General features: G+C 43.9%; 17 protein-coding genes and 2 pseudogenes. 12 read left to right on the top strand and 7 right to left on the bottom strand.

Translation table 11 applies throughout. The annotated features are described in order from the left end of the window. Positions 1 to 194: 194 nt before the first annotated feature. A complete protein-coding gene (locus tag MKY48_RS25560) occupies positions 195 to 1025 on the bottom strand; it encodes an AraC family transcriptional regulator (RefSeq protein ID WP_339267214.1) in 831 nt (276 codons plus the stop codon). A gap of 82 nt (positions 1026 to 1107) precedes the next feature. Between MKY48_RS25560 and MKY48_RS25555 the strand changes: the two genes are divergently transcribed. The 4 genes and pseudogenes from MKY48_RS25555 to MKY48_RS25540 all read left to right on the top strand — a co-directional run bounded on the left by MKY48_RS25555 (position 1108) and on the right by MKY48_RS25540 (position 4891). Beyond that, positions 1108 to 3069 (top strand): DUF4965 domain-containing protein, encoded by a 1962-nt coding sequence (locus MKY48_RS25555; protein WP_339267212.1) that lies wholly within the window; start codon positions 1108 to 1110, stop codon positions 3067 to 3069. A 93-nt stretch (positions 3070 to 3162) separates the two neighbouring features. After that, complete coding sequence (locus MKY48_RS25550; RefSeq protein ID WP_339267210.1) at positions 3163 to 4248, top strand: AAA family ATPase; 1086 nt, start codon at positions 3163 to 3165, stop codon at positions 4246 to 4248. Between the two features lie 100 nt (positions 4249 to 4348). Continuing rightward, a pseudogene (locus tag MKY48_RS25545) lies at positions 4349 to 4483 on the top strand (TOPRIM nucleotidyl transferase/hydrolase domain-containing protein); the annotation flags it as partial. A 3-nt stretch (positions 4484 to 4486) separates the two neighbouring features. Then, positions 4487 to 4891: a hypothetical protein gene (locus tag MKY48_RS25540; RefSeq protein ID WP_339267208.1), complete on the top strand. Its 405-nt coding sequence runs from the start codon at positions 4487 to 4489 to the stop codon at positions 4889 to 4891. A 548-nt stretch (positions 4892 to 5439) separates the two neighbouring features. Here MKY48_RS25540 and MKY48_RS25535 read toward each other — a convergent pair. Next, on the bottom strand, positions 5440 to 6330 hold the full coding sequence (locus tag MKY48_RS25535; protein ID WP_339267207.1) for a LysR family transcriptional regulator: 891 nt from the start codon (positions 6328 to 6330) through the stop codon (positions 5440 to 5442). 187 nt (positions 6331 to 6517) lie between these two features. Between MKY48_RS25535 and MKY48_RS25530 the strand changes: the two genes are divergently transcribed. Together MKY48_RS25530 and MKY48_RS25525 are read left to right on the top strand one after the other, a co-directional pair. After that, positions 6518 to 7411 carry a DMT family transporter gene (locus tag MKY48_RS25530; RefSeq protein ID WP_339273665.1) on the top strand — a complete coding sequence of 298 codons (894 nt, stop codon included), beginning with the start codon at positions 6518 to 6520 and terminating at the stop codon, positions 7409 to 7411. Between the two features lie 869 nt (positions 7412 to 8280). Beyond that, positions 8281 to 8964, top strand: coding sequence for a hypothetical protein (locus MKY48_RS25525; protein WP_339291570.1), 684 nt, complete (start codon positions 8281 to 8283; stop codon positions 8962 to 8964). A 505-nt stretch (positions 8965 to 9469) separates the two neighbouring features. Here MKY48_RS25525 and MKY48_RS25520 read toward each other — a convergent pair. The 3 genes from MKY48_RS25520 to MKY48_RS25510 all read right to left on the bottom strand — a co-directional run bounded on the left by MKY48_RS25520 (position 9470) and on the right by MKY48_RS25510 (position 13844). Then, on the bottom strand, positions 9470 to 10363 hold the full coding sequence (locus MKY48_RS25520) for a TetR/AcrR family transcriptional regulator (RefSeq protein WP_339291569.1): 894 nt from the start codon (positions 10361 to 10363) through the stop codon (positions 9470 to 9472). 199 nt (positions 10364 to 10562) lie between these two features. After that, positions 10563 to 12014 (bottom strand): alpha/beta fold hydrolase, encoded by a 1452-nt coding sequence (locus tag MKY48_RS25515; protein ID WP_339291568.1) that lies wholly within the window; start codon positions 12012 to 12014, stop codon positions 10563 to 10565. Positions 12015 to 12395: 381 nt separating this feature from the next. After that, positions 12396 to 13844, bottom strand: a complete 1449-nt coding sequence (locus MKY48_RS25510; protein WP_339267197.1) for an MDR family MFS transporter — start codon at positions 13842 to 13844, stop codon at positions 12396 to 12398. 253 nt (positions 13845 to 14097) lie between these two features. Here MKY48_RS25510 and MKY48_RS25505 point away from each other — a divergent pair, with 253 nt between their 5' ends. The 6 genes and pseudogenes from MKY48_RS25505 to MKY48_RS25480 all read left to right on the top strand — a co-directional run. Beyond that, positions 14098 to 14652 (top strand): sigma-70 family RNA polymerase sigma factor, encoded by a 555-nt coding sequence (locus MKY48_RS25505; protein ID WP_339267195.1) that lies wholly within the window; start codon positions 14098 to 14100, stop codon positions 14650 to 14652. Beyond that, positions 14639 to 15838 carry a DUF4179 domain-containing protein gene (locus MKY48_RS25500; protein ID WP_339291567.1) on the top strand — a complete coding sequence of 400 codons (1200 nt, stop codon included), beginning with the start codon at positions 14639 to 14641 and terminating at the stop codon, positions 15836 to 15838. The genes MKY48_RS25505 and MKY48_RS25500 overlap by 14 nt, the downstream gene beginning before the upstream one ends. A 34-nt stretch (positions 15839 to 15872) precedes the next feature. Next, positions 15873 to 16832 carry a DUF5643 domain-containing protein gene (locus MKY48_RS25495; RefSeq protein WP_339291566.1) on the top strand — a complete coding sequence of 320 codons (960 nt, stop codon included), beginning with the start codon at positions 15873 to 15875 and terminating at the stop codon, positions 16830 to 16832. 24 nt (positions 16833 to 16856) lie between these two features. Then, positions 16857 to 17828, top strand: coding sequence for a DUF5643 domain-containing protein (locus MKY48_RS25490; protein ID WP_339291565.1), 972 nt, complete (start codon positions 16857 to 16859; stop codon positions 17826 to 17828). 454 nt (positions 17829 to 18282) lie between these two features. Next, the gene (locus MKY48_RS25485) at positions 18283 to 18675 is read left to right on the top strand and encodes an ASCH domain-containing protein (protein WP_339291564.1); all 393 of its coding nucleotides are present in this window, start codon (positions 18283 to 18285) and stop codon (positions 18673 to 18675) included. 137 nt (positions 18676 to 18812) lie between these two features. Further along, positions 18813 to 19325 (top strand): annotated as a pseudogene (locus MKY48_RS25480) (response regulator transcription factor); the annotation flags it as partial. Positions 19326 to 19415: 90 nt separating this feature from the next. Here the strand turns inward: MKY48_RS25480 and MKY48_RS25475 are convergent. Together MKY48_RS25475 and MKY48_RS25470 are read right to left on the bottom strand one after the other, a co-directional pair. Continuing rightward, the gene (locus MKY48_RS25475; protein WP_339291563.1) at positions 19416 to 20654 is read right to left on the bottom strand and encodes a DUF4179 domain-containing protein; all 1239 of its coding nucleotides are present in this window, start codon (positions 20652 to 20654) and stop codon (positions 19416 to 19418) included. Next, the gene (locus tag MKY48_RS25470; protein ID WP_339291562.1) at positions 20638 to 21198 is read right to left on the bottom strand and encodes a sigma-70 family RNA polymerase sigma factor; all 561 of its coding nucleotides are present in this window, start codon (positions 21196 to 21198) and stop codon (positions 20638 to 20640) included. Before MKY48_RS25470 ends, MKY48_RS25475 begins: the two co-directional genes overlap by 17 nt. Positions 21199 to 21241: the final 43 nt, after the last annotated feature.

The following is a 21241-nucleotide window of genomic DNA, read 5'->3' as shown; positions in this document are numbered from 1 at the left end:
TGGACCCGACCGGCTACATGGTAAACTCGCTGTATGTGAAGCTAATGGCTTTTTGTATGAACATTAAGATCTAAAAAATCCCATCTAGGATAAGCCCTATAAAGACAAGAATGCAGCCGGTCAAAGTGATCGGCTGCATTTGTTCAACTACCTATGAATGATCGGAGGACACGTCTGATGGTTACCGTTTTTCCTTATTTCTTATTCTGTCGGTACTCTGAAGGGGAAACGCCGACGATGGCTTTGAAGACTGAAGAGAAATAGTGCTGGTCTGCGAAGTTCAGTTTGGAGGAGATTTCATTGATGCTAAGATGTGTGTTCAGCAAATATCGCTCGGCCGCTTCAATTTTGTGTTTTCGAAAATAGGCGTATGGCGTAATTCCGTACTTTTCCCGAAACAGCTTGATCAAGTGATTTTTCGAATAGCCGAGTTGTACGCAAAGGTCGTCTAAATCTATTCTATTCTCGATGTTACCGTCCAGACAAAACTTGATCTGCTCAGCTACGGTGGGTGCCTCCTTATGTTCCAATTGGTTCTTTAAGCGCAATACGATTTTCAGTAGAATAACAGTCACTTCGTCAATAAAACCGGAATAGTCAATCTGCCTGGCAGACGAAAGGTTGATCAATTCTTTCATATAGGAAAGAATGTTGCAGTCCTTGATAAGATACGTATTTTCGGGGATATATTGTTTGAACAAAGATTCGGCGAAGTCACCATTAAAGATGATCCAAATTTTATTCCATGGGTGCTCTTCGCTGGAATAATAGGTGTGATCGCTGTGTTTGGTCAGTATGTAAACGTCGTTTTTCTGAGGATACAACGTTTGTGAATTGATCTCTAGGACGCCGCTGCCGTCGATGATATATTCGAACGAAAACAGGTTCTCGCCGTGTCGTTCAATCCGGTAATTTTTGTCGCAATAAGAGATACCCGACATGAGAACATTGAGTGGAAGCTTAGGGTCATTCAAATGCCAGAAATTGAATATGGTTTCGTGCATGATGATAATCCTCACATTCATGATGATTTATCCTATTATAAAGCGCCTAGGTGCATGATAAATTATATCTTGTATGAAACAACATTTAAAGGGAGGGAATAATATGATTTTACGTGCTCCAGCTGTTCCGCTGATAACCGTAGATCCGTACTTTTCTGTCTGGTCGATGGCGGATAAGCTCAATGAATCGGACACCAAGCATTGGACGGGTAAACCTCACCGGATGACAGGCACCGCGCTGGTTGATGGGAAAGAGTATACATTCATGGGGGTTAACCCGGACAGCCTGATCATGGAACAGACAAAGCTAGATATTCATGCGCTCTCAAGCCAATACCAGTTTGTCTGCAATGAAATTTGTTTAACCGTTACGTTCACGACTCCGCTATTGCTAAATGATTTGAAGCTGACGTCCAGACCGGTATCCTATATTCACGTGCAAACCGAATCGAATGACAAGATGAAACATGACGTGACGGTTACCATTACGGTAGATGGGGAACTATGCCAAAACATGAAATACGAGTTTCCTACTGTGTACTCGGATATCAGTGAACCCGGTTTTACTTGCGGTAAGGTGGGCAGCAGAATTCAGCATATGTTAACTAGAAGCGGGGACGACCTCAGAATTAACTGGGGTTACGTATATCTGGCATCAAACCATAGTCGAGCTGCAGTAACCGCTGCCGAGGATGTAAACGTCTACGGGACAATAAACCATACTATGCGGCTGTCTATTGACCTGGATACGGATCAGGACGTAGAAGGACTATTTGCAGTCGCATATGACGATATAAAATCGATCGAGTATTTTCACCAACCGCTTGATGCCTATTGGAAGAAAGACGGAGAAACGATCGAAGAGGCGATTAAGCAGGCTCTGTGCGAATACGATACGTTGCATGAGAAATGTGAGCAGTTTGCAAAGAAATTGTATCAAGACGCCGCGGAATCCGGAAGTGAAAAGTATGCAGACCTGGTATCCTTGGCCTACCGGCAAGCTATTGCCGCACATAAAATTGTTGCGGGTCCTGAAGGAGAAGTGTTGTTCGTCTCCAAGGAAAATTTCAGTAATGGTTGCGCCGCCACGCTCGATGTAACTTACCCGTCCATCCCTCAATTCCTGCTTTATAATCCCGAGTTGGTGAAGGGGATGCTACGACCGATTTTCAAGTACGCTTCAACCGATATTTGGTACTATGACTTTGCTCCCCACGATGTGGGTACCTACCCTCTTCTGAACGGACAGGTATATAGCAATGGAACTACGCCCAACTGGCAAATGCCGGTTGAAGAATGCGGAAACATGCTGATTTGCGTCACTGCCGTCGCGATTGCGGAGCAGGATGTATCGTTTGCCCAAGAGAACTGGGGATATCTTGAAACATGGTGCAATTACTTGATCAAAAACGGCATCGATCCGGATAATCAGCTGTGTACAGACGATTTTGCAGGTCATTTGGCTCATAACTGTAACTTGTCGCTCAAAGCGATCATGGGGATAGCCAGCTTCTCCATCTTGAACCACATGGCAGGAAACGGGGAGAAGGCGGAGGAACTCATGGAGATCGCCCAATCAATGGCGGAACAATGGATGTCCATGGCTGCAAATGATGACGGTACGTTCCGCCTGGCATTCGACCGTCCCGGCACTTTTAGTATGAAGTATAATGCCATTTGGGCTCGAATCTTCGGTCTGAACTTATTCCCTGATGATACGTTTAAGGCAGAGACGCAGGCCTATATCGAAAAGCATTCGGGACCCTACGGCCTGATGCTCGATAACCGCGACACGTATACCAAATCCGATTGGCTTGTGTGGAGCGCCGCATTGTGTGAGAGCAAGGAGGATTTCAATGCCATTATTGATCTCTTATGGCTTGCTTACGACCAGTCGCAGAGCCGTGTTCCAATGACTGACTGGTATTCGACGACCGATGCTAAGATGGTTGGTTTCCAGAACAGATCGGTACAAGGCGGGGTGTTTATCAAGATGCTAATGGATAAGGAAATATGTAGTTTCAAGCGTAAATTCGAGGATGAAAAAGAAGTGAAATCGATCTAAATTTGCAGCCCCGTTTAATGTCGAAATTTGCTTGATATACTTGGGAGGTATTTTAGGAAGAGTAAAGAATCACGTAACAAGGAGGGAATGAAAATGAAATTAAGGAAATTTACTATTCGGAATTATAAAGGTATAAAAGAACTTTCAATTGACATAGAGAATATCTCTGTCATTATTGGGCCAAACAATTGCAGTAAAAGTACCATTCTGCAAGCGCTGAATCAATTTGGAAGTAAAGAACTTCAGCTAAGTAAAAATTTTTATCATAAACATGATATGTCTCAGCCTATTAGTTTTCATGCTACCTTCTCAAATTTGACAGAAGACGAGATCGAGATGCACGGAATTCGAAACTCTATACATAGAGAATCAGGTAATTTCATTGTAAGAGCTATATATAAGGAAGGTTCAAATGTTGAACGTGCTGCCAAAATTTCTGGACCTCTAACCCATGACTTAGGACAAGAAGGCTGGGAAGGAAGACTTGGAGGTGGTAGAAACGGAACTCACTTCCTAAATGTTTTTCCAGAAGTTATATACATACCTGCAGTTAAGGATGCCAATGATGAGCTAACCAATAAGTCTGCTCACATGAAAACGCTGTATAGTCTATATAAAAATGTTGTAGCAGGGTTGCCAGAGTACATTGAAGCATATGAGAAAACTCAGTTGCTCCAGCAAAAAATCAATGAACATAATGATGAAAAGATAAGGTACTTTGAAACTGAAGTGAGGGAATTTCTAAATGAAGTTACTTCAACAGATGTTAAGTTTAAAGTGAATGTTAGTCCTTTAGATGAAATAGTAAGCACTTCCCTCTCAACAAATTTTAATTATAATGGTTTAGATACAGAGTTAAACCATCAAGGGAATGGCGTACAAAGGACGTTTATTTTGTCCGTTTTCAAAGGGTTTAGGAAATACAAACGACGGTTTGAATCAGACAATATTGAAAACAGTAGACATTTAATTATTGCACTTGAAGAACCAGAATTATACTTACATCCACATTTGGCAAGAGTATTTAAAGATACTCTGTATAGCTTAGCAGATGATGGTTTTTTTCAAGTAATTGCTACCTCACATTCTCCTAATTTTGTGGATTTATCAAAGCCAAATAGAACATTATCAAAAGTTTATATAAATCAGGAGAATGAAGTTGGTCTAAAATCAAGTTAATTCAGACGTTTATGGCTTACCAGGACACGAAAAAGAGAGGCTTCAAGCTCTTCTAAGGTTTAATCCTTATGTAAACGAAGTCTTTTTTGCTGATAGAGTAATATTAGTTGAGGGGGATACGGAAGTAATCGCTCTAAAAGTCATAGGGGAAAAGTTAGTTGAAAACGGTCAGCTAAACTCAGAAGATTATTATAAAACTAGTGTAGTTAACTGTAACGGAAAAGGAACAATGTATGTTTTGTTGAACATCTTGAATAATTTTGGTATTACCTATACGATTATTCATGATTACGACATAACTGAACTAGATAGAAAAGGTAGCAGAAGAAGTAGTGTTTCATTAAAGTCGACCTTGACTTTGAATCACAAATTAGAAAAACTAGCATTTGCCCGAGGAAATAAAAAGTTTGTTCTCCGTCATACATTTGAGGCTGAGATGCCACATGATTATGAAAAGGGGTCATCAAAGTCTTTCTCGGCATATGAGTATCTAAACACAAAAGAACTCGATGAGTTGCCGATCGGACTTCTAGACATAGTAAAGGCTTCTTATGGAGTGGCTGAAATTGTACCAGACCATAGGAACGAAATTTTAGTACAGCAGTACGATTGGAGTGAGATGAGAGAAGCTAAAGAACAATGAAATAAACTAAAAGAAACAGATTTCTTAATACGATTGTGGGATGAAGTGCCGGAAGTAACAACTACGTAGACTTTAATAACGTAACAAATACAGAATCCAAGAGATAAAATTGGAAAGTAACAGCAAACGATTAAGTTGTTCAAAAATGTTGGATGTTTATTACAAAACTAGGGAGGCGTCTGACGGACGTTGGGGACGGATTGGGGAACAAATTCGTCTCCAATAGTCATTAAGCCACCAATTGTGGCATAAGCAAATTCGGAAATGCCCATTAGCTCCTACCCTATATCCATCGCTGGCAGCGATGAGGTCAGGGGTTCGATCCCCCTAGGCTCCATATAAAGAAAACCCTTGATGATATATTATCAAGGGTTTTTTGCTTTAGTAAAAGCCATTATGACTCGTCCATGCTTTGGTTACTTTATAAGCTGGAGGTTGCCGGATACAGCTTTAGCCGTACTTACGATAACTGCAGAATGTTTTTTGACCGCGATATTAAGGCGCTCAGAGAGCTGCAGGGCTGAAGACTGCCAATCTAAATCTTCTAATCAGCTAAGGTGTCCAAACAATTGCTGCGCCGTTTCGATAAACAAACGGGCTGCGGGGGAAGCTTCCATCAGGGAAGGGACGGCAATCTCGATGTTGCGATAGGCCTTCGGGTTGGTAGGGACTGCTTTTACACCGGGAGGCAGCCAGGACAAGGAGATCGCGGGTAATAAGGCTGTACCAAGCCCCTGCTCGATCATGCTGAGGCAAGTGTTGACATTATGCACAACAAACCCGAATTGCAGCTCGGCTCCTGCACGTTTGAACAGGTCGACAATCGGTACTTCATACCCACCGTTGCATATGATCATCGGATGCTGGTCCAGCATCCGTACAGGCAATACCTCCTGATCCGCAAACGGTTCATCGTCACGGAACACCGCTAGCATCTCTTCGTTATACAGCGGAAGCGTCTCATAGGCTATATCTATTGGTTCTTTGTCCGTGACGATGATGAGAGCCACATCGATGGTCCTTGAATTGAGCCACTCCTGAATCTCATGGATATTTCCCTCGTGCAGTTCAAACTGAATCTGAGGGTAGCGGTCCCGGATGGAACGGATAATCTTCGGCAGCAGATGGGCGGAGGACATGGGGAAAGAGCCGACACGAATCGTACCAATCTCCAATCCTTTTTCGGCGGCAACGACCTGTTGGATTTTATCATACTGCTGCAAAATCCGGCGGAAAATGACCAGAATTCGCTGTCCCACATCCGTGAGCGCAATGCCGTTCCGCCGATCCCGAATGATTAGGGTGACATCCAGTTCATTCTCCAGGGAAGAGATGGCCCGGCTGACTGCGGGCTGCGTCATATTCAGTTCCTGACCTGCGCGCGTAAAACTTCCTGTCTCGGCAATTTTTACGAATAACTGCAGTTGTGAATTGTTCATAACAAATATGGTATGCTCCTTATGAATAACATGCATTTCTATTATTTCGATGATTATTGTATCATGGAGACACGGAACGATCAACGGGCTGCTCTAGCCCGATTCGGATCGAAGTCCAAATGCATACGCAGGCACAGAGCACGAGTGAAAGGGTTCGAGTTCGACATGTGCCGGATAGGAGACAAACATAATGGCTTTATCACGTTCAAAAGCAGGCTGGGTCCTAGCTTTTCTGGTACTCATGTGGGGAGTGAACTGGCCCCTGACCAAATACGCATTAAATTACACACCACCGCTTTTATTTGCAGGCATGCGTCTATTAATTGGAGGTTTGGTGCTTGGACTATATGCTTTTCCACGGTACAAAACGCTACGGCTCCGGGAAACCTGGCATATCTATGTCATCTCTGCAGTGCTCAACATTATTTTCTTCTATGGCTTTCAGACCATGGGATTGACGGAAGTACCGGCAGGGTTATTTTCCTCCATCGTGTTCCTACAGCCCGTGCTGCTCGGAATCGGGGCCTGGTTGTGGTTGGGCGAGTCGATGTATGGATTGAAAATTGCTGGATTAGTCCTCGGTTTTGCAGGCGTCGCTACCATCAGTATTGGCGGCATGACAGGCATGGTATCACCCGAAGGGGTTGTGCTCGGGTTGTTCAGTGCGATAAGCTGGGCGATCGGAACGGTATACATGAAGAGGACTTCTGCGAAGGTCGACGGGATCTGGATGACTGCCATCCCAATTTTGATTGGTGGGGTTGTACTGACATTGACGGGTACCGCTACAGAGAGCTGGGTTGACGTGCAGTGGGTGCTTCCATTTATATTGGATATGCTGTTTATTTCAGTGTTTGTCATTGCACTGGGATGGCTTGCGTTCTTCAAACTGGTTAGTTCTGGTGAAGCGAGCAAGGTGGGATCATTCACGTTTCTGATTCCGCTGATTGCCCTGCTGTGCAGCGTGCTGTTCCTTGGGGAGTCGGTGACAATCAATCTGATTGCAGGTCTGGTCATGATTGTAGCCAGTATTCTGCTCGTGAACGTTAAGGTGAAAGGCAGCAAGGTGGCGAAAATATAAAGCGTGCGGTGGACTTTCACGAACCGGCAGTTATAGCTGGGGGGAGGTTCGCCGTTTTTTTGAGTTAGGTGGTAGTGCGGAAATGGAATTGTATAGTACCTATGGTTATTGTGATCCGAAGCAAGATTGTTACCTAGACGCGCTACCCGACCGTAATATCGGATACCTGATTTGTATGAAAAATCGTACAAAAGCATGTACACAGTCATTTGTTGTAAGAGAGTTGTACGAAAAAACGTACAAAAACGAATACCCGAGGATACAATTTCAGAAATTTGTACGAAAAATCGTATAAAAATGAGCATGAAGCGATCCTGGAAGGAATTTTGTACGAAAAATCGTACAAAAATGAGCGTGAAGGGATCCTGGAAGAAGTTTTGAACGAAAAATCGTACAAAAATGAGCGTGGAGCGATTCCTAGTAGGAAACTTGTACGAAAAATCGTTCGAAAACGATTATGGAGCGATCCTAGAAGGAATTTTGTACGAAAAATCGTACAAAAACGAGAGTGAAGCGATTCTAGAAGGGAAATTGCACGAAAAATCGTTCAACAACGAGAGTGAAGCGATCCTGGAAGGAATTTTGTACGAAAAATCATCTAAAAACGAGCATGAAGCGATACTAGTAGGAAATTTGCACGAAAAATCGTTCAAAAAACCATCGTGAAGCGATCACCGAAGGAAACTTGCACGAAAAATCTTCCAAAATTCAATGATGGCGTGTTTGGCTCATTTCCTTGCAACCTGGGAGCGATTTAGTTAAGATATACATAATTATAATCAGCGCGGCGAAGCACGCCCCGTACTTTCTTCCAGAGCGGAAGCGAAGTCGGGGCGTTTTTGTTCTGCCTTTAGAGAGGGGCATTGGAATTGAGTTTTGAAATCGAACATGAAAAATGGATAAAGAAACACTTGTCGAACCGCCGCGGGGAGCGGAAAGATGCACTGAGAAGGGGGCATGGGTACGGTAATCGCATGTTTGCAGAAAAAATATGGTGGACGCTCATGGGACATTTTACGGGTTTGCATCCGGAATATGAGGTGAAGGACTGGAGAGGACGGTCATATTTTGTGGACTTTATTTGGATCGTGGGTGGGCTCCGGTTCGTATTTGAAATCATGGATTATGGTTCGCATGGCAAAGATCGTTCGAAATATCGATTGGATTTAAATCGAGGGTTGTTCCTGCAATCGCAAGAATGTTACGTAATCTCCATTTCATTGGATGAGATGAAAGAAAATCCATCGTTCGTGCTGGCCATGGTACGGAGCATTTTAGCCCCTTATCTTGCGGCAATCCAAGATGAGAGCGGAACCGTCTATCGAAGATTCGGAAAAATCGAGCGTCAACTGATGCGAATGGCCATCCGGCATGATCGTATCATTTGCCCTCCGCAAGCAGCGAAAGAACTGGAGATTCACAAGCAAACGGTCATCAAGTATTGCCGTAAACTGGTGGAACAAGGCAAGTTCCGAGCAATACCGACAGGTACTGCTGGCAAGATATATCGATACGAGTACATCGGATCGATTCAAAGTCCCGATCTTTTGTAAACAACATCAGAGGCCTGTGAATGAGGTAGACCAACGCTCGATCTGTCCAATGTCTGTTACCACACGATGCAGACGTGACGGTGCGCATATTCGAGATCGGCGCCCCCATTCCAACGTCGACGGTGCGTATATTCGAGTTCGGTTTTTCATTCGAACGTCGACGGTGCGTATATTCGAGTTCGGTTTTTCATTCGAACGTCGACGGTGCGCATATACGAGTTCGGTTCTCCATTCGAACGTCGACGGTGCGCATATACGAGTTCGGTTCTCCATTCGAACGTCGACGGTGCGCATATTCGAGATCGGCCCCATTCCAACGTCGACACCGCCGAGCTATGGACGAAAAAGAGACGTCTCAGAGCCCGTGCTCCATTCGGATCAGGGCTTGAAAAACGGGGCCCTTCTTAGCCATAAAAATATCCCCTCCAAGTTGCTCGCTTCTCATGATAACATAAGACTTTTTTCGAGCGTCTACTTTGAGGGGATAGTATCAGTTGGTCAAACACTAATCTATTTTGTTGTCCCGAATTAATTGCTGCAGCTGACTGGTGTAAAAGCCAAGCTCAATCTCTGAGGATAGATCCCGCAGCAGCGCTTGGATTAGGAAGCTCCTTGGATGTTCTTTGATGAATTCTTCCCGCAGCATTGCCGCTACCTCAGACAAATCTTTTTTTCTGGAGTTCGTAATTGACAGATCCGGGATTATGGACTCGATCATATCCATCAATGCGGTTCTTCGTATCTCTTGTGTATAAGTAAGTGCTTCTAAATTAATCATGGAATATTCCTTCATGAGTTCATCGGTGAGCAAGGGACGGGGAGAACGTTGTGCTAGTCCCTGCACGAGATCATCCATTCGTTCGGCAATAAAAGCAGCTAACTCTTTTTGAACTAGTGGCTTGAACCCAAACAATACATGAAAGGTATACTCACGGATCAGCCCATTGAATATGGCCGTGACATCCCATTTCCATTCGGATATCGCATTCCCATAATGACGGAGCAAAATATCTTGGTAATACCGAAACATATTCATTTGGAGCTGATGGATGACAGAACCTATCTTATCACTGTTCGTCGGTGGAAGCTCGTTATGATCACGCGAAATATAATAACCATGCTCGATGAAAAAATCGAACTGGTAAGCGATCTCCTCAAGAAATGTTTCCCTTTTGGGCAATTCTCTTTTGCGGATTCTTTCGACAGCATCAATCATATCTTGCTGGCGTTTATGCAGAATACTGATATACAGTTCTTCTTTGGAGCCATAGAATTTATAGATTGAGCCTTTTGCAATGCTGCAATCATCCGCGATATCTTGAATCGACGTAGCCTGGTATCCTTTTTCAGCAAAAAAACGAATGGCCGATTGCAATATTTTTTCCTTTAACAAGCTCATAGAGCAGCCCCCTTAACGATATACACATAAGCCGGATTCAAAACAACACCGAATCAGGTCATATTTATGGATACATGGATATTATACACACCCATGCCAGAAAGCACTTACCGATTTCCTCGGCGATCATATTCTTTCGACAATACATATTGATCATATCGTGATTTTAGGAACTAATCCAGACACTTTGAACAAGTACTTAATCATGAACCCATTCGATATCGGGATATTTCTCCGCGAGTCGATCCATATCGCTATTCGGGGTACCTTTTAGATACTGATCAAAAAAAGTAACGCTTACCTCATTAATGATGCGATGAACCAATCTCGGATCTTCTCCCGGGTTAGGCAATAACGGGGAAAATAGATGGAAATCCGTATAACTCATATGGGAAGTATGCGGTATCGTCATCGTATATCCGCCTCCCTGCAGCGCATTCGTGCGCCGTCTCACGGTCTCTTCCCAAAATTCTTCGTATTCCTCTTTAGTTTTATCACTCTGGGCTATTGCTTGATCCAGTTTATTGTCGAATACGGCCTTATCGATGCTCTTTTCACCATTCATCTGTAAATATGGCTTCGTTAGTCCAGTGACAGGCATAGGGTCTCCATATAAGGTTCCATCCATATTGATCGCAGCTTTAATCCGGGCATCCTTCATTAACATCTGGGCAGCGGTGGCCCCGCCGTAAGAATGTCCGAACATGCCGATTCGGTCTAAATCAAGACGGCCGGTAAAAAGGTTCTGTTCATCCTGTTTATTCAATTGTTCGAGTCGATCCAAAATAAAGGATACATCCTCGGTCCATAATGGCATGTGCGCGTCAAGCTTTTCAAAACCTGAGAGATTATTCATTTGTATCAAAATCTCTCGGCCGTCTGGATATACCGTTGCAGCTGCATCATAGGGATGGTCGATCCCTACGACGATATAACCATAGCTGGCCAGCTCTTCAACTTGGAAGGTATTCTGATTACGGAAACCCGTCATACCATGCGAGAAAATCAAGATGGGATATTTCTGCTCGGCTGAAGACAGATGGATATGGTTATAAGCATGAGTCTTAACGAGACCTAGATGGTTTAGCGTCCAAGCCGGGAATGACAACGCATGTTCGAGACCTTGCGTAATAGCTGATACATCGCGAATGTAAGATTCGGTTGCTTCCGTTGCTCCATGGTCGGAAGGATACCAGAGCTGTACCATCAGCTCCCGGTTGTCCGTTGGATTGGCTGAGTATTCATCAGGCCGTTCCTTGTCAATAAAGTGGTATACTGTGGTTCCTATAGAATAGGGCCCCTGGGGTTGATTGAAGCTAAACACAGGCAGTAGGACAGGGAGTGCGACCATGACTGACGTGTAGAGGATCAACATTGTGGTCCACAACGAGGCTATGAAATATCTCCTGTTTCTGGGGCGTTGTTTTCTGTTGTTTTTTCTAAAAATGATACAAATCGTAAGGATAACCGAAGCCGCATAACAAGGAATCATTTGCCAACGGCAATCTCCTACAATAATCTGTACAAGCGTTACCGCGTATAAAGCGATTAACGAGTAAATCAGCCAGCTTTTTTTTGTCTTTTGTCCCCAAATGGTGGCTAATGCTAATACGATAATGAAAATAATGATAACCATTTCTCCGAATCTCAAGAAAGTTCCTCCTATGTTTAACGGTTATTATTGTTTTTGTTTAATAGTTTGAAATCTGCTAGCTGCTCAAGGTAACTTTAATAAACCAAAGCGCTGTACAAGATAAAAAGATGCAGGCAAGTCAAAAAGTAGATCAGCCAGGCAGCCTGGTTATAAATCCTGTGGATGAAAAGCGTAATGAGCATTATTGCCGGTATAATAAATAGTCCAATATATTTGTTCACAAACTGGTCCGCGTGTCCTCCGCTAAAATGGATCGGAATGTCTGGAGAACAATAAAAACTAACAATACATGAGGCAAGGACCGAGAGGACAGTGACTGACAGCAGCATTTTAGGATGAAGATAGAGTTTCAATTCAGTACCTCCTTTTAATGGTGCATTAGTTGTTAGTTGTTTGTTTTGGTTTTCTAAGAAAAAAACTAAGAACTAGACCTATACATGCAATGCAAGCAGCCAGGAAAAAGGTGTCCGCAAAGGATGCTGCATGGGATTCCAGAGCGTTGGTTCCAACAGGGTTACTCGGCAGGTTTGATGTCATCTGAGAGGACAAGTACCCCGTGAAGCCGGCTACGGCAAATGAAGCGATTACCTGCTGTGAAGCGCTTGTGAGTGGAGTAACTCTACTTACAAGGTTCTTTGGTGTTGCATTTAATACATGCGTGTTCAAAGACATCATCGATAATCCCATACCGGAACCCATTAAAAATAATACGCCCATAATGAGTGCTAACGAAGTGTCGGTTCGAACAAAGGACATCGTAAACAAGGCTACCGTCATTAATGTCATCCCGGCCAGAAGTGGGGGACGCGCTCCAACTCTATCAAATAATTTGCCTGCCATAGGCATAAAGATCATGGAACCGACCGCCTGAGGAAGCAGGATAAGCCCTGTCGTCAGCGGTGTAAAGTCTCTAATCTGTTGAAGAAGCAGCGGGAAGAGAAGTGCCGAGCCGTACATGGCGGTTTGCATGATCCAGGAAATGATAATACCTCGTGTAAAATCAACGGATTTGAATGCACGCAGCTCAAGCAAAGGTTGTTCTTGTCTCAAGCAAGACCATATGAAAAGAACAAGCGCTATCGCACCAATGATAAGACCGGATAAAGTCTTGGCAGAAGTCCAGTCTACCCCTCCTTCACTGACTCCAAAGGTGATCATCGCAAAGGCTAATGGTCCAAGAATCATGCCGACAATGTCCAGAGACGGAGCTTCCTTTTCTGGAAAGGAAGGTAGATGTTTTAACCCCACGAATAACCCGATTACTCCAATGGGGAGATTGATCAGAAATATCCACTGCCAGCTGACAAACTCAATCAACCATCCGGAAATGACGGGGCCAAGCGCTGGCGCGAGCAGTAAAGGAATTCCAAACATTCCTATAATAGAACCTCTTTTATCCGGAGGTGCTAGGCGATACACCATCGCCATACCAATCGGCGATACCATGCCGCCACCCATTCCCTGAATAACCCGGAAGGCGATTAATTGCTCGGCTGTCTGGGCAAAAGCACATAACACCGATCCGAGCGTAAACAATCCAATGGACATTAGAAACACCCGCTTGGGCTGAAATTTGTCTGACATCCACCCGGCGAGAGGGATAACCGCTGACAAAGCAAGCGTATAGGCGGCTATCGACCATTGAATGGTGTGTAAGGGGCTATCAAAATATTGAACTAGCGTAGGTACGGCGACATTAACGACCGTGCTGTCCAACAGGACCATGAAGGTACCGATGATGACGGCAAGTAGTGGAGCAATAATGTCTTTGATCGTAAAAGGTCTTTCTTCTGAGGCGTTACGGATAATAGTTGATGGATCTGACATGATGGTGAACCTACTTTCTTTAAAATTTTGCAAGAAGATTTGCGGAGCGGAGTATTGCTCTCTCCAATATCGTAAATTTGCCGCGATATTCCGCCCCTTAAACTAATGGTTTTTAATAAAACCAATAAGTCATTTATAATAGTAACGATGAACGTATTCTGTGTCAAACGGGTATCCATCAAGTTTCTTATCGAGAAATATAACATTTCAGTATACTCGTCCATCTAATCTTATAGAGGGCCCTCAAAAGGAGATGAATATCGTGCAAGAATTGGAGCATGAAGTCAAGAGAGCACAGCGAGGAGATCGTGAAGCGTTTATCCAGCTCTTCCGGAGGCTGGAACCCGAACTGTACGGCTTGGCGAAGTCCATTCTGAAACGCGATGAAGATTGTGCGGATGCTTTTCAGGAAACAACACTTAAAGCATATAAATCTTTATCTACATTACAAAAACCGAAGTATTTTAAAACTTGGGTGATTCGGATTCTAATTAATGAATGCAATCAGTTGCTTCGGAGCAGAGAACGAATCGTGGTCATGGCTGAAGTGCCGGAGCACACACGAGCATCCAACTATTACGAAGACAGCCACAAGTTTGATCTTCGTGAAGCGGTAGAAAAATTAGATGAATCGCTTCGAATCGTCATCCATTTATTTTATTTTCAAGATTTGCCCATTAAGGAAATCTCAAGTGTGCTAGATATTTCGGATGGAGCCGTAAGGGCACGTCTTCACAGAGCACGGGGAATTCTGTCTGATCAAGTAAAACAAAATCGGAAGGGGAAGCTGGCCTATGAATCCTTTTGACTTGGATAAAGAACTTCGGGAGACCGGGAAGGAGCTACGGCGTGAGGTTCCGGATATCATTCGCCGTCATCAGGATGAGGTCTATGCTTCCTTGGCCGACCTTCCGATGCAAACCAGAACCGATCATCAATACCACTCCAAAAAGATACGCAGATTTGTGGGAGCAACAGCGGCCGCAGCCATCATTGGGGTGATGAGCAGCGCGTTTGTATCCCCGATTATGGCGGAGTCATTAAAGAATATTCCACTTGTCGGCAGCATCTTTAAGCTTGCAAGTGACCTGGGACTTCAGACAGCGGAGGAACGCGGGCTGGTAGCAGACCCGAACGCCAGCGTTACCCATGAAGGGGTGACCATCCGAATACCTCAGGTTGTGTATGACGGATCCCGTTTGTCCCTGGCAGTTAAGCGGGAGGGCAATGGACTTATTGGTGGCATATCGGACTATGAGATCGTACAGGAAGGCGAAAATATCAAGCATTTATATCAAAGAGGTGCCATAACGAATATCGAGATGTTTGTAGACGGTACCTCACTTTATGACTATAGCGGAGGTAAAAGACCCGGTTTAATGGGGAACCCAACCTCGGATCCTAATGCGATGCTATACCAATTAACTGCCTTTTCCCATCTGGGCGAAGGGGCTCTAACCATGCCGGATCAATTCCTTTTAACAGCCAAAATCACGCTTGAAGGAATTGAAGAGCCATTTATCATCGATCTTCCTGTTCATAAAAGCACAGACCAGATCGTTGTACCATCTGAAGAGACAAGGGAGTGGGGCGGTCTTAAATTGACTCTCGAGCAGCTTAAACTCACTCCATTAACGACAGACCTTATCATTAATATTGAGCCAAGCAGCAAATCGGAAAAAATAGACCATAAAAATTTGTCGTACGAGGTATGGGATGATCGTGGGAGGGTGCTGGGATTGGTAGCTGGCATGGGTATCTACAACAAGGATGGACAATATCATACGGAAATGATGTTTGACCGATTTGAAGATGCACCAGATACCATTACGCTCAAGCCGTTCATGCCTGTATTTCAAGACCCATCGGCCAATTCCGGATTATTTGCAGTCGACAGCAATGGAGAAATTGTCAAGAAGTACCTTAAGGATCTGGAGATCACCATTCCGGTAGACCGCACAAGCCTAGAAAAGCTGTATGACAGTCACCAATAACTAACCATAAAAGGAAATATCCAAGGAGATCACTATGAAAAAAATATATAAAGTCATGTCTTCTGCGACACTAGCAGCCATGCTGCTAGGCGGTGCTGCCTGGGGTAACGCTGAAGCGGCCACCGCAAAAACAACGGTGAAGAACACGGCATTGAGCAGTTCCGCACAAAAAGCATCCAACTCAGCCAGTGTGACCCAATCCGGCATTACGCTTGGATTATCAAAGGCGATATATGACGGCAACTATGTCAGCATTACTGTCAAACGGAGCGCCAAAGGACTTACCGGCGGGATTACCGATGGGAAATATGACAGTAAGACCAACGAGTATATTCAACCGAAGGGCGCCATCAGTAATTTAGATATCTTGATTGACGGTAAATCCACAAAAACGTTTGGTAATAGCATGGGAACAAGACCAAGCGTACAATGGAGAGCAGGCGCCAATTCGGACACTGCGCTCATTACCTTAACGGATGCCTCCCAGCTTGGAGGAAATATAGCAGCCTTCCCGGACAAATTCAAGGTCACGGCCAAAATCACCCTGGAGGGTGTAAGCAAGCCGTACAGTCTGGATATTCCGATCCAAAAAAGCGCAACCAAGCCAGTTGTCCTGAAGCCTAACTTAACCAAAAAATCAGGTAACCTAAGCATGATATTGAACAGAGTTAGCCTCACATCTTCTTCCACAAGACTGCAACTCATACTGAAGGGTCAAGATAAGAACTCGAACATTAATTATGATTTTGTCGATAATCAAGGCAACCAACTTAACATGATCTCCGGTAATGGTTCGGACGAGAACAACAAGAATGGTGATTTCTACTACGACTTTCTCCTTGATGGATTCGGCAAAAATGCAAAGTCATTTACAATTAAACCGTACAAAGCGGAGTACATGGATGATGATTCCGGTCGTTATAAAGTGGACAGTAATGGCGAGATCGTTAAAAATTACATGAAAAACTTTGAAATGACAGTTTCTGTGAAATAGAACATTTATGAGGAGGAATTAACAATGAAAACAATGTATAAAGTGATGAGTTCTGTGGCGTTGGCTAGTATGATTTTAGGCGGTGCAGCTTGGGGGACCGTTCAAGCCGCGAGCCAAACCGCGACTAAAGCCCAAGTATCCACGAGCAGCTCAACACAGAACGTATCCAAAACCATAGCCAGCGTTACCGAAGGTGGCATCACACTGGGAGTGTCTGAGGCGTTATATGACGGGAACTATGTCAGCATTGCGCTTCAACGAAGCGGTAAAGAACTTACCGGCAGTATTACCGGTGGGAAATGGGATGAAAAGACTAAAGAGTATGTCCAGGAGAAAGGCGCCATCAATAATATGGAAGTCTTCATCGACGGTAAATCCATTTACGAGTATGGTGGAGGAGAATTAGCCAAGAGACCGAGCTTAGGCACAAAACCGGGTGCAAATGCGGATTCAGCGTTTATGATTATCTCGGATGCTTCCCAGCTTGGCGGCAACCTCGAAGCTTTCCCGGACAAGTTTAAGGTCACGGCCAAAATCAGCCTGGAAGGTGTAGACAAACCATATACGCTGGAGATTCCGATCCAAAAAAGCGCGGGCAATCCGGTTGTTATGAAGCCTAACTTGACCAAAAAATCAGGTAACCTGAGCATGACGCTAAAACAAGTCCATGCAACGTCTACTTCTTCAAGACTTCAGCTCGTCCTGACAGGACAAGAAAAAAATTCAACGATCCTCCATGATTTTGTTGATGACAAAGGAAACAAGCTTGACCTGATTTCTGGAAAAGGTACCGACGAGAATAACACCAACGGCGATTACTATTACGACTTCATTCTTGATGCTCTGGATAAAGACGCGAAGTCGATTACAATCAAAACGTTCACACCTGAATTTAAGGAGCCAAATGCAACACACGGCGAATTCAAATTAGACAGCAATGGTGAGATTGTCAAAAACTATATTCAAGAACTCGAAATGACCGTTCCTGTGAAGTAATTCTATACTGAAACTTATTGCCTAAAAAAGAGGGTGCCCCGCAATCTATGAATCGCGGGGCACCCTTGGTTTCACGGCTCTGAAAGGACTCTAGCCATCAACAGGCTGGAGTAATAGTAAAGCCTTTCCTGACAAATTCAAGTTTAATGCCACAATAACACTTGAAGGTTAAGTTAGTTCCTTTAATAGAGAAACAACAGGCAGTCCTTATTAGGTTGCCTGTTGTTTTTTAACTGACTTTGAAGAATGTTTGTAATGAAGATACCTACCAGAGAGTGTTGATTAATACTTAATAGTTCTTGAAAAAACTAATCAGTCATACTAAAATAACATATGATCATGTTTAAATCATTAACATTTTGGTGCTGGACTTCAACATGTTCGTGGTTTCTCCGTGAAGATTTAAATCGCAAGTTTCAAAATCGCATGAAATGGATTGTGAGGAGAGTTAATAATGTCCGATTCTAAAGAATATAAGATGATTTTTGGCTGGGAAGACGATAATGACCTAGGTGAAATGTTGATCCAGCAAATATTACGTGGTGAGAAGACAGCGACCTGCGCTCCAAAAGAGGAATATTCTGCAGAGGAACTAAAAGAAACCTATCAATCCGTCAAGAAAACACTGACGGTCTATGATAAAGAAGGAAATGCCCGATGCAAGGTCAGGGTAAAAGAAGTTTTTGAAACCACATTTGGGAACCCGGATTTGAGACTGGTACGAGGCGAGGGAAATGGAGAGAATGTAAAGCAGTTCCAGGAAAATCATATGTCGGATTGGCATGGCATCTATGAGTTGAGTGACGATTCGATACTTGTAGTAGAATTGTTCGAGTTAGTAACATGAGCTGAAGTGTCGCTTCCCGGTAACGTCAAGAGGCTCCATTTCAAACATCAATATCTAGCAAGCGCCGTTCCCATTCGATTGATGAAGGGAACGGCGTTTATCTATAGCGTTTAGTAACAGTTCTTTAAGGAGGAGCCATGTCGGAAGTAACCATACTGATGGTGGACGATGAAATCGCGATCATTAAACTGATGGAAATCTATGTGAAAAATGAAGGCTATACGCTACTCTACGCCCATAGCGGCCACCAGGCTCTTGAAATTATAAGGATACATAAGGTGGATCTGATCATTTTAGATGTCATGATGCCGCAGTTGGACGGGATTCAGACGTGCATGAAAATCCGGGAAGAGAACAACACGCCGATCATCATGCTGTCGGCCAAAAGCCAAGAAATTGATAAGATCACCGGTCTCAGCATTGGAGCGGACGACTACGTCACCAAGCCCTTCAGCCCACTTGAGCTGATCGCCCGCGTTAAATCTCAGCTTCGAAGATATAAGCATCTTAACAAGAGGATGCTTCAGGACGAGAACGAGATCAGGATCAATGAATTGATCATCAATGCGGCTTCCCATCGGGTCACGGTTGCGGAAGACGAGATTAAGTTGACGCCAAGGGAATTCGCCTTGCTGCACACTTTGGCCGTAATTCATCCGGCTGGAGGGAGGAGAAGGAGGAGGAATAGGTGCGCGTCAAAATACTATCTGCTCCTTCCTCCATATATCTTGAATTATAATCTACTTCTGAAGAGGGATCTTAAATTCCAATTCCGGAATATTCTCTTTAACAAAATCCCCTTGCTCATCCACTACACTGTTGCCGTTGGCATCCACTTTGTACTTCAACGTTTTCACGACCAAATACTTTACATTCTCAGAAATCGGTCCATTCAGATAATCCTGAACTTGTTTGTAATGGGTTGGCGATGAGTCATCATCAACCCAGCCCTGGGCACCTACAAATTCCAGCTCATTCCCTTGGTCATCATAAAATTCATGATCCAAGGCCAGTGCTTTTTGGTCGTTAAGGTATGCATACGAAATTGTGCCTTCATTCTGAGTAGTGATTTGAATGAGTGTAGTTGCCGGAGATACGGTAACTTTGTTAACGGTAATTGCAAGGTGTTCATGCAATTTGGTCAATCCTGGATTGTATACGGAAGTATGGCTTGTATCTTTTTTGACAGGAACATCGATCTGGAAAGGTTCATGAATCCCTGTGATTTCCATTGTCAAAGACATCATGAACTCGTCGGGCAGTGCCACACCATGTTCCACAGCGTTGTTATTCGCAAAAGTTAATATCATTGAATCCTGGTCGGGACCGGTGCTCATCGTATATCCGATACTTCGTTTAAATGCATCGGGGTCACTTTTATCCGGATTCATAGGTTTGCCGTCTATAAGCACTTCGGCAATGCGCCCTTGACCCATCGTGTTTTCAGGATTCCATACGACACCACCCTTTCCATTCTCTAGAGGTTGACCGTCTGCGTCCAGTTGGACGCCCTGAAAGGAACCTTCAAATGAGCGTCCTTCCCGTTGTAAACCTAAACTTAATCGGATGCCGTCATAGATAACATCACTCGCTCGTACAGTTACTCCATCGTGAGTATCCTGGCTGTTGGTATCCTGTACTAACCCCAGGTGGCTTGCTGCTCGAAGTCCTTGATCGTTGCTGCGTTCAAAAATACTGCCGATTACAGGGATCTGGCTGAGTTTGTCGGCCATAACGGGGGAGACAAACCCGCTACAAAAAACGATTACCCCCAAAGTTAAAGCAGCGGTAGCAGTTCCAGCTGTATAGCGGATTTTTTTGCGGCGGATATGAAGAGTGGGGGATGTGAGAGACTTTTTTTCGAGCTGAGCATACGTTTGCTGCTGGTTGTCACGAATATTTTTAGGTACCTCTGTAATCTTATCCAACAGTTTGGACTCTTTTTTTAATGATTTTTCCAATTCAGCTAATTGTTCCATAGTTCATTTTCCTTTCTCTATTAGGGGTAATATAGAGTGCTTGAGCTAATAGATTGCGTGCACGATAAAGCCGGGATTTAACGGCTGTCTCCGACAAGTTAAGAATGGAGGCTGTTTCTTTTACAGGGATGTCCTGGAAATAATAAAGTGAAACAACCATCCGCAATGAGACATCCAGCTCTTCAATGGCTTCATACAATTCTATGTGTTCATACTCTTGGGCCAATGTTGCACATTCGACCGCATTATTTTCATGATCATCTGTAATGGTCTCGTTCCTTCTCTGCTGCTTGCGGAGCAAGGCATTACATTCGTTAATTAAAATCCGGAACACCCAGGTTTTGAAATACTCCGGCTTTTGAAGGGAATCGATGGACCGATAAGCTTTAAGAGTCGTCTCTTGCATAACATCTTGACAATCCTGATCTCGTAGAAGCATCGATCGAGCCATCTTATACATATCTAGCTCCATGCTCTCGAACAATCGAATAAATGAATCTTTATCACCATCTCTCGCCTGGTTGACCAATGTTTCTGTAATCACTTCAAGGACTCCTTTGTATTCGAGGCTGAGAAGCCTCTTAATG

It is taken from the genome of Paenibacillus sp. FSL W8-0187 (assembly GCF_037969755.1).
In the GTDB taxonomy this organism is placed as follows: Bacteria; Bacillota; Bacilli; order Paenibacillales; family Paenibacillaceae; genus Paenibacillus_AQ.
Note: the sequence above shows the minus strand (reverse complement) of the source record. Positions and strands in the feature narration are given on the sequence as shown.